This window comes from Streptomyces sp. NRRL S-350, from assembly GCF_000719705.1.
Taxonomy (GTDB): Bacteria; Actinomycetota; Actinomycetes; order Streptomycetales; family Streptomycetaceae; genus Kitasatospora.
The window spans coordinates 1-365 of the sequence record NZ_JOHO01000209.1; the positions used below are offsets into that span (position 1 = coordinate 1).

General features: G+C 67.7%; 1 protein-coding gene. It reads right to left on the minus strand.

Features of this window, described 5'->3' with window-relative positions:
• A partial coding sequence (locus IF30_RS0140560) for an FG-GAP repeat domain-containing protein (RefSeq protein WP_030248329.1) occupies positions 1-365 on the minus strand: 365 nt, incomplete at both ends.

Consider the following 365-nt stretch of genomic DNA (forward strand, 5'->3'; position numbering starts at 1 on the left):
GTCTCCGTCACCACGACATCGTCCTTGCCGTCACCGTTGAAGTCGCCGACCGCCGTGTTGTTCATGCCGTTCCAGCCACCCGAGCCGATCTCCACCCGGTCACCCAGACCACTGCCCGTCCCCGGGTACAACCACAGCTTGCCCGTCGACTTCTCCGTCGCCACGACGTCGTCCCGGCCGTCACGGTTCAGGTCACCGACCGCCAGGTTGCTCATCCCGTTCCAGCCGCCGGAGCCGATCTCCACCCGGCTCCCCAGGGTTCCCGCCCCGGTCCCCGGGTAGGAGAACAGCTTGCCGGTCGACACCTCCACGGCGACCAGGTCCTTCCGGCCGTCACCGTTGAAGTCACCCGCCGTCAGGTTCGT